Source organism: Paenisporosarcina sp. (genome assembly GCF_049671445.1).
GTDB lineage: Bacteria > Bacillota > Bacilli > Bacillales_A > Planococcaceae > Paenisporosarcina.
In genome coordinates this window covers 1-9,383 of the sequence record NZ_JBATUX010000001.1, presented here as the reverse complement: position 1 = coordinate 9,383, position 9,383 = coordinate 1, and the positions used below count along the sequence as shown (strand labels likewise).

At 37.2% G+C, this 9,383-nt stretch carries 6 protein-coding genes; all 6 read left to right on the top strand.

The genetic code is table 11. From position 1 onward, the window contains the following. Window positions 1-960: 960 nt before the first annotated feature. The 6 genes from rpiB (at window position 961) to WBG45_RS00005 (ending at window position 9,090) form a co-directional block, all read left to right on the top strand. Window positions 961-1,401: a ribose 5-phosphate isomerase B gene (gene rpiB, locus WBG45_RS00030; protein WP_424411765.1), complete on the top strand. Its 441-nt coding sequence runs from the start codon at window positions 961-963 to the stop codon at window positions 1,399-1,401. A gap of 14 nt (window positions 1,402-1,415) precedes the next feature. Further along, complete coding sequence (locus tag WBG45_RS00025; protein ID WP_424411764.1) at window positions 1,416-1,967, top strand: TIGR01440 family protein; 552 nt, start codon at window positions 1,416-1,418, stop codon at window positions 1,965-1,967. A gap of 21 nt (window positions 1,968-1,988) precedes the next feature. Next, window positions 1,989-3,224 (top strand): serine hydroxymethyltransferase, encoded by a 1,236-nt coding sequence (gene glyA / locus WBG45_RS00020; RefSeq protein WP_024535558.1) that lies wholly within the window; start codon window positions 1,989-1,991, stop codon window positions 3,222-3,224. Between the two features lie 677 nt (window positions 3,225-3,901). Then, the gene (locus WBG45_RS00015) at window positions 3,902-5,287 is read left to right on the top strand and encodes an amino acid permease (protein WP_424411763.1); all 1,386 of its coding nucleotides are present in this window, start codon (window positions 3,902-3,904) and stop codon (window positions 5,285-5,287) included. A 245-nt stretch (window positions 5,288-5,532) separates the two neighbouring features. Beyond that, window positions 5,533-7,728, top strand: coding sequence for an EAL domain-containing protein (locus WBG45_RS00010; RefSeq protein WP_424411762.1), 2,196 nt, complete (start codon window positions 5,533-5,535; stop codon window positions 7,726-7,728). 453 nt (window positions 7,729-8,181) lie between these two features. Then, window positions 8,182-9,090: a nuclease-related domain-containing protein gene (locus WBG45_RS00005; RefSeq protein WP_424411761.1), complete on the top strand. Its 909-nt coding sequence runs from the start codon at window positions 8,182-8,184 to the stop codon at window positions 9,088-9,090. Window positions 9,091-9,383 lie beyond the last annotated feature (293 nt).

The following is a 9,383-nucleotide window of genomic DNA, read 5'->3' as shown; positions in this document are numbered from 1 at the left end:
TTGTTACGGATAGACTACTGCAAAAACAAAGGAAAAACTATCAGTGGTTGCAAGCATTTAAGAGTTTGGTAATTCCCTTAACAATTTGGATTATCTCTTTGGGAATTGTTTGGATAGAGCATTTTATGAACATCAGGTAAACAAGAGATGGGAAACCTTTGTTATTAGGGTTTCCCATAATTTATATCCCTTTTCAACAACTAAGATATTGAATGATGTACCTATACTTAGTGTCATATAGGTGTTCTTTAACTCATTAAAGTATTTAGCAGAATAAATATAAAAAAAGCAGAAAGAGGCCAAAATTGCATCTTCGGCCGAATATTTATATGAAGAGAGTGTCAATTCTCTAATAAACAAAAAGATTGTAACGGTTTGCACTCAGGTTTTCAGGGAGCGAAGGATGAATCTCCGCCGCAGAATAATCGAAAAAAATAGAGTGGGGCGAGTGACGCAGTCACAAGCCCCACTCTTTGTTCTCTAGATGATAGTGCAGCAGAGGAGACAGCCGAAGCGCACTGGAAACCTAGCTGTGTCAGGGGAGCGTCCCAAATTTTGTGCAATTCATGTTTTCAGACGTCGATGCGCATTTTTCAGACCTGGAGGCGTTTTTTTCAGACGTCAACGCTAATTTTCCAGACGTCAACCTCGAAAAGTCAGACTGAGATTTATCGGAAGAATGAAAAATGGGATTTTCAACATCAAAAACTGTCTTTTTTAACTCTAAAGTGAGTGTCACTACTAACTTTAAAGAAAGGTCTGAAATAAAGTAAGTAGCAAGAGGCCAAAATTGTATCTTTGGCCGACCTTCTATATAAAAGAACAATAAATTCTTTCATTACCCAAACTAAAATCACTAAGATTGTTTAGACAGTTCTGATTTGTCAAAATGTCACTTTGCGCTTTTCCTATTAAAAATGGTAAGATGAAATCGAGTAAGAAAAGAAATGAGGGACTATTATGAACATCGCGATTTCTTCCGATCATGGCGGCAATAATTTGCGCAAAGAAATTACCTCTTTACTTGATGAACTAGGTCACACGTATCAAGATTTTGGACCACAAACAAGTGATTCTGTCGATTACCCAGACTATGCGCAACCAGTAGCACAAGGTGTAGCAGCAGGGGAATTTGACCGTGGTATCTTAATTTGCGGTACAGGAATTGGCATGTCGATTGCGGCAAACAAAGTAAAAGGCATCCGTTGTGCTCTAGTGCACGATGTATTTAGCGCAAAAGCGACACGAGGTCATAATGATTCCAATATTTTAGCAATGGGCGAACGCGTAGTTGGCGGTGGCTTAGCGCGCGAAATCGTGAAAACATGGTTAGAAGGCGAGTTCGAAGGCGGTCGTCACGAACGTCGCATCTCAAAACTTTCTGAACTGGAAAACAAATAGAGGAGTTTGGTCATATGGATGCTTACACATTGTGGCAATCTCAACTCGAAGAATTGTTGGATGGATTTGCTGAACAAGTTACGTTTACACCTGGACAACTACTTGTCATTGGTTGCTCGACTTCTGAAATTGTCGGCAAGCGAATTGGTTCTGCAGGTGGAATGGAAGTAGCGGAAGTACTATATAAGCCGCTTCATACATTTGCCCACAAGCACGGCATTCATTTAGCGTTCCAAGGTTGTGAGCATATCAACCGTGCACTTACGGTTGAACGACAAACGGCAGAAGTCTTCGGACTAGAACCGGTATCGGTCATTCCTGTTCAAAAAGCAGGTGGGTCTATGTCAGCTTATGCTTATACGCATTTCAGCGATCCTGTTGTGGTCGAGCATGTGGTAGCCCACGGCGGCATCGATATTGGACAAACACTCATCGGCATGCACATCAAATCAGTCGCGGTGCCGATTCGAACATCTGTAAAACAAATTGGTGAAGCAATAGTCACCCTCTCTACCACTCGACCGAAACTAATCGGCGGTGAACGAGCAGTATATAAAAACAAATAGACTCAAAGGGGATATGGACACATGAAAAAGATTGCTGCGCAAGACAAAGTGGTTTATGAAGCAATGAATGCTGAAAAAATACGTCAACAAGGTAACATTGAATTAATAGCCTCTGAAAACTTTGTGTCAGAAGCAGTAATGGAAGCTCAAGGGTCTGTATTAACAAATAAATATGCTGAAGGCTATCCTGGCAAACGCTATTATGGTGGCTGTGAACATGTGGACGTTGTTGAAAATATCGCACGTGACCGCTTGAAAGAAATTTTCGGAGCAGAGCATGCAAACGTGCAACCTCACTCAGGTTCACAAGCTAACATGGCTGTTTACATGACAGTACTTGAGCAAGGCGATACTGTTTTAGGAATGAACTTATCTCACGGTGGTCACTTAACTCACGGATCTTCAGTCAACTTCAGTGGAATTCAATACAACTTTGTTGAATACGGTGTAGATGAAGTAACCGAAACAATTGATTACTCAGAAGTTCGTGAAAAAGCGATCGAACATCAACCAAAAATGATTGTTGCTGGAGCAAGTGCTTATTCTCGTACACTTGATTTCGCGAAATTCCGTGAGATTGCAGATGAAGTAGGAGCGTACTTGATGGTCGATATGGCACACATCGCTGGTCTAGTTGCAGCGGGTGAACATCCAAATCCTGTACCACATGCTCATTTTGTAACGTCAACAACACACAAAACGCTTCGTGGTCCACGTGGTGGATTAATTTTGACAACTGAAGAATTTGCGAAGAAAATTGATAAAACGATTTTCCCTGGAATTCAAGGTGGCCCATTAATGCACGTAATTGCTTCTAAAGCTGTTGCTTTCGGTGAAGCTCAACAACCAGAATTCAAAACATATATTCAACAAGTCGTGAAAAATGCTAAAGCATTAGCAAACTGCTTGATTGATGAAGGAATTGACGTCGTTTCTGGTGGTACGGACAATCACTTATTGCTAGTTAACCTACGTTCTTTAGAGCTAACAGGTAAAGTGGCGGAAAAAGTGTTGGACGAAGTTGGCATTACGGTAAACAAAAATACGATTCCATTCGATACAACAAGCCCGTTTGTAACTTCAGGTATTCGAATTGGTACACCTGCCGTTACATCTCGTGGATTTAAAGAACCAGAAATGAAAGAAATTGCCTCAATCATCGCGAAATTACTGAAAAATATTGAAGACGAAGCGGTTCACAAAGAATCGGCAGAACGTGTAGCAGCCTTAACTGCTAAGTTCCCTTTGTATCAATAAACAGTAAATAGATAATAAATAAAGGATTTTTCTAAGGACAATGTTGTCCTAGAAAAATCCTTTTTTATTTTACTATATTCAAGAGTGCTATTAACACTGAAGAAATGTGGTAATTCCCAATTTTGATTTATTCCCACTGGCGAGTGATTTATTCCCCTTCAGACTCCGTTTATTCCCATTCGCCCATTTTTCCCCATAACTGAAAGGAGTGAGTGGTGGCAAATTAGTTTTGTTTTCGTTTGGCTAATAATGATAAGGTTTCACACAAAGTTGTGTGGTTATTCCCATTCATTTTCCCGGCTGTTTTAGTGATTCAGCCATTTCCACACACATTTTTCATGCATTGTATCGAATGCGATCAGTGTAATTGTTCCGTTTGAAAAAGCTGTTATGATAATAACCTTTTAATTGATAGAACCTTTAAAATATTTTGGTAATATAATTTAAAAAGAATAACTATTACTATAATATTTTTATAATTCCTAACATATATTTTATTTTATGGGGTATAAGAATCAATAGTAGAGAAGGCTTTGTAACTAGAACTTATGTAACTAGTCAAACTATTATAAATGATTTATATTAGGGTAATGCTAAATAATGAAAGAATAAAACTATAGCACAATTATTTAAATCATTTTATAAAGCTAGCTCGCGAACAAAAGGGGGACACAAGTATGAAGAAAAATTCACATTCAACTGGACTGCAACGTGGATTGGAAGAGAGACATATCACACTTATGTCTTTAGGAGCTGCTATCGGAGTAGGTCTATTTTTGGGTTCTGCTACAGCAATTAAATTAGCAGGTCCAAGTATCTTATTAGGTTATGCATTCAGCGGACTTATGATGTTTTTTATTATGAGAGCACTTGGCGAAATGGCGATTCACAAACCAGTAGCGGGTTCGTTCAGTAAATATGCACGGGATTATTTAGGACCACTTGCAGGATACATAACGGGTTGGAATTATTGGTTCCTATGGGTTGTTACTTGTATGGCAGAGATAACGGCTGTCGGAATTTATATGGAATTTTGGTATCCAGATACACCACGATGGATCTGGGCATTAATTGCTTTAGTTGCAATGGCTTCTATTAATTTCCTTGCAGTTAAAGCGTATGGTGAACTTGAGTTTTGGTTTGCTTTGATTAAAATAGTAACAATTATTGGGATGATTTTCGTCGGATTCGGTATGATTACATTTGGTATTGGTAACGGTGGTATTGCTACTGGTATTAGTAATCTGTGGGAAAATGGTGGATTTTTCCCGAACGGAATAAAAGGTCTTATATTATCACTTCAAATGGTCATGTTTGCGTATCTTGGCATCGAAATGATTGGTGTAACAGCTGGAGAAGTAAAAAATCCAGAAAAATCAATTGCCCGAGCAATTGATACCGTATTCTGGCGTATCCTAATTTTTTATGTAGGAGCACTGTTTGTTATTATGTCAATTTATCCGTGGCAAGAAATCGGTTCAAAAGGCAGTCCATTTGTTCTGGCATTTGAACAAATTGGGATACCAGGTGCAGCGGGTATTATTAACTTTGTTATTTTAACGGCAGCGCTTTCTTCATGTAATAGTGGACTATTTAGTACGGGAAGAATGTTATTCAACCTTGCAGAGCATGGGCAAGCGCCAAAGAATTTTGGGAACTTAACTAACAACGGAGTTCCTGGAACAGCTATTATTGCCACGTCAGCTGTATTATTAGTTGGAGTTCTTTTAAATTATATTGTTCCAGCTAAAGTATTCACTTGGGTAACGAGTATTGCTACTTTCGGAGCTATTTGGACATGGGGAATTATCTTGTTATCACAAATTAGTTTCCGTAGAGGATTAAAAACGAGAGAAAAAGAAAAATTGAAATATAAAGTACCTTTATTTCCGTTCACTTCATATATTGCACTTGCCTTCTTGGCTTTTGTAATTATTGTGATGGCTTATAATCCAGATACGAGAATTGCTCTTATCGTTGGACCGTTGTGGCTAGTTTTCTTAACGTTCTCTTATTATGGAAAAGGATTTCATAAAAAAACGAGCAAACACTCTTTTAGATAAATAGGGTTAACTTTAATAGGATGGCACCACAGACTCTTGTCTGTGGTGTTTTTGTATTTAAAATGCATGTGTATTTGTTCAGTAAATTTCTATGCTTAAATAAGCCAGCAGTAAACAAAGTTAATGTCAAAAATTACAATTGGTAAAAAATTTAGAATTTTGGATATATTTAGCTAGTAAATTCTAGCTTTTTTTTTTCAAATCCTCTACTATAGGACTACATAGACATTAAGGTGGTGTAAGGCTTGAAAACGAATTATCCAAAAGGATTAAGCAAAGACCTTTTATTTGATTGGTTATGTCGTTTGGGCGATCAATATCAAACCAGTTTTGTAGTGTCCGACCCAGATAGTCTAAACAACCCACTTGTTTATGTTAACGACCCTTTTTTACGATTGTCAGGCTTTTCTCGTGAAGAAGTTCTCGGTCAGAATTGTCGTTTCTTACAAGGTCCTGAAACGCTTGAAGATTCAATTCAGAGCTTACGAAAACAAATTGCTTCTGGAGATTCCATACATACTGAACTATTAAACTACCGAAAAGATGGAACCCCATTTTGGAATGAACTAGTTATACAACCTCTGCGTGATGAAAACGGAATACTGTTATTTTACATAGGGTTACAATTAGATGTAACTAACCGCAAACAAACGGAAGCAATATTTGTGGTGCAACAAGAAATTTACGAAGGTATTGAAAAAGGCTATGCATTAAGTGTCCTTCTTCAAAAGATATGTAATGTGGCTGAAAGTTTCTTTCAACAAGATACGAAAAGCTCCATTCTTTTGCTCGACTCCCAAGATCGAATGATTGTAGCAGCAGCTAAATCCTTACCTGACATATATAACCAAGCTATTCAAGGTTCTAAAATTGGTCTCAATTCAGGTTCCTGTGGTACGGCAGCATATACTAAAAAACCAGTAATCGTGACGGATATAGAAACAGATCCTTTATGGGTTGATTACAAAGATCTTGCACTTAGCCATAATTTACGTGCTTGCTGGTCCATTCCAATAATGACGCAAGAAAATAAAGTAATAGGAACTATTGCTACCTATTTTAATAAACCCAATAAACCACGGGCTGTCGATTTAGAATTTATGCAACGGTTAGCTCCACTTATTTCACTTGCCGTGAAATATTCTAATCATCAAGAAGAAGTGCTGCGTCTTGCATATATAGATGCAGACACGGGTATTCCGAATCGTCATTATTTTGTAAATGAACTTAAAGATTTACTAAATGAAAATAAAACTGGTTTCGTTGCAATTATAGAGCCTTCAGAATTTGCGCATATAGTCGATGTCTATGGTCGAGTAACTGGAGATGAATTGATTAAGCAAATGTGTAAACGAATAGAGCGCGTTTTTAAACGAAGCGATGATATCATCGCTCTCTTCTCAAGTCCGGCCTTAATTATTGCTAGTTTACTTCCAATAGCTGAAATTGAACGATACGCATCCTTGATTTTGAGTAGTGTGAATGATCCTTTTTTAATAGGGGATGAAGAAATGTATGTAACCATGAAAATTGGTGTAACACCCTTCAAAGGAAATAAAATCGTTTGTGACGAACTTATTCGCTATGCAGATACAGCAATTTCTGAAGCAAAGAAACGAGCAGGAAGTGCGTTATCATTTTTCACTTTAGACCAAGATGAAAAGGCAAAGCGCAAACTTACAATTATTAATCACTTATCACATGCTTTACAACGAGGTGAATTTGACGTTCATATTCAACCGAAAATTGATTTAAATTCAGGTGAAATTTTTTCTTTTGAAGCTTTAGCGAGATGGAATTCGCCAGAACTAGGACAAGTGCCACCTGATGTCTTTATCCCAGCTGCTGAAAATTCAGGAAAAATCAGAGCCATTGAACAAATCATTCTGACAAAAGTATTAACTTGGTTACAAAAACGCAAACGAGAGGGCAAATTTTTGTTGCCGGTTGCGGTCAACATTTCTACAGATCACTTTTTCCACCCCTACTTTGTAGCAGATTTGCGTAATACCGTAAAAAAATTCGACATTCCTTCAAAATATTTACGTATTGAAATAACAGAGAGTATCGGCTTAGTTGATTTTGACTTTGCTAAAAATATTTTTGAGCAATTGAAGTTAGCAGGATTTGAAAGTTCCGTAGATGATTTCGGAATGGGCTTCTCGTCACTCAGCTATTTGCAACAACTACCTGTCAGTGAAATTAAGATTGATCGAAGTTTTATATCGAAGATTGAAAATGAAGGCACTCTAGCCATTGTGCGAACCATTGTACAGCTCGCGGCCAACTTAAATATGCAATCTGTTGCTGAAGGCATTGAAACAGTAGAACAACTAACCATACTTCGTACAATCGGATGCAATTGCGGTCAAGGTTACTACTTTTACAAACCCATGACCTTTGAACAGATGGACATCATTTTAGAAAAACAATCACATTAAAGACTGCCTAGGCAGTCTTTTTTGGATGAGAAGAAACTTAGAATTATATCAAGTGACACTTGTACCAATAAGAGCGAAGCGAAAATCAAACTAATTAGCCCCCACGCACTTCGTTTGGGGGTATTTTTGTGGAAATAATTGGGTGAAGGGGAATAAACAGTAGTTGAAGGGAATTAAACAGATAATGAAGGGGAATATATCGACCGCGAAGGAGAATAAACACCGAGTGAAAGGGAATAAACCGAAATGAAAGGGAATAACCAATATAGTTAATTATTAAACTGGACTTATACTAATAGTCATAATTTAATAATGCCTCATTATTTCAAGGGGAATATAAATTTTGTATCGTCAATACAGAGCCAAAATACAACTTTGTCCCATTTTGATGTAAAAAATATTAGTTCGATATAAAATTCAGGCTAAGAACTGTTATGGGTAGGTGCTATGTTGATGATTATGAAATATCGAACGGATTCATTAAAATTAATGGGAGTAGAGGCTGCGATTCGAAGATTATCTCCATCTCATCCCAAATACGTTTTTTTAGAAGGACTACAAAGGCAAATAATTGCTGGTATAAAAGGAGAGGAACTCTTAAATATTTTTTTTGAACGTGTGAAATTCAGATTTGACTATTATGTTTTACATGATTTGCATCTATACTCTACTGCTTGGTTCCAAATTGATTCATTAATTGTAACCCCATACTATGCCATTATTTTGGAAATGAAGAATATAGGCGGACATATAAAAATTCGTAAAAATCATCCTCAGCTCGAACGAACTTTAGCTTCTGGCCAAATTGATTATTATAAAAACCCATTAGCTCAAGTAGTTGAAATAACAGATCTGTTGCAAGATTTTTTAGAAATGAAGAATATAGAATTACCCATATATCAAATTGTGATATTTAAAGATGCTAATCGATCTATTCAATTTGATGAAACAGAGATTCCCATAATTGGACTGCAGGAACTTGCTCATTATATTCGTACACGCCCTAGAGATAAAATGAAATTGGATTATGATCAGATGGAGGCACTCTTAACTGAATTTTTAAATGCACATCAAGATTACAATCCATTTCCGATTACCTCTAAATACTTTATTGAATCCAAAGATATTGTTCCCGGTGTTACTTGCGAAAAATGCCATTCATTTGCTGTGAAAAAGTTTTACAGAGAGTGGCGCTGCCGAAAATGTGGTGAGTCCACTAAAGTAGGACATCTTAATGCCCTTAGTGATTTTGCAATGTTGATTGATAGAAAGATAACCAATAAAGAATGCAGGCGATTTCTGCAAATTGACACATGTAAACAGGCATCTAAAATTTTGGGGAAATTAAATGAAAGGGAATAACCACCATATATCAAATTTGCTTAATTCTCTTCAACAGTAGCGAAGCGAAAACAAAACAAATTAGCCCCCACTCACTTTGTTCAGGGTATTTTTGTGGGGAAAATTGGGTGGAGGGGAATAAAGAGTAGTTGAAGGGGACTAAATAGAGAATGAAGGGGAATATATCGACCGCGAAGGAGAATAAACACCGAGTGAGTGGGAATAAATCAAAATGAATGGGAAAACAACTCTCTAGAGAGCAACACCCAATCATTCACATAGTATAAACTTTCTAAAAAGTGCGATTTCGTATC

What these genes read in the sequence shown, in the direction of transcription:
- WBG45_RS00025 (WP_424411764.1), top strand. Translation starts at nt 1,416, where the DNA reads ATGGATGCTTACACATTGTGGCAATCTCAACTCGAAGAATTGTTGGAT.
- WBG45_RS00015 (WP_424411763.1), top strand. Translation starts at nt 3,902, where the DNA reads ATGAAGAAAAATTCACATTCAACTGGACTGCAACGTGGATTGGAAGAG.
- glyA (WP_024535558.1), top strand. Translation starts at nt 1,989, where the DNA reads ATGAAAAAGATTGCTGCGCAAGACAAAGTGGTTTATGAAGCAATGAAT.
- WBG45_RS00005 (WP_424411761.1), top strand. Translation starts at nt 8,182, where the DNA reads ATGATTATGAAATATCGAACGGATTCATTAAAATTAATGGGAGTAGAG.
- rpiB (WP_424411765.1), top strand. Translation starts at nt 961, where the DNA reads ATGAACATCGCGATTTCTTCCGATCATGGCGGCAATAATTTGCGCAAA.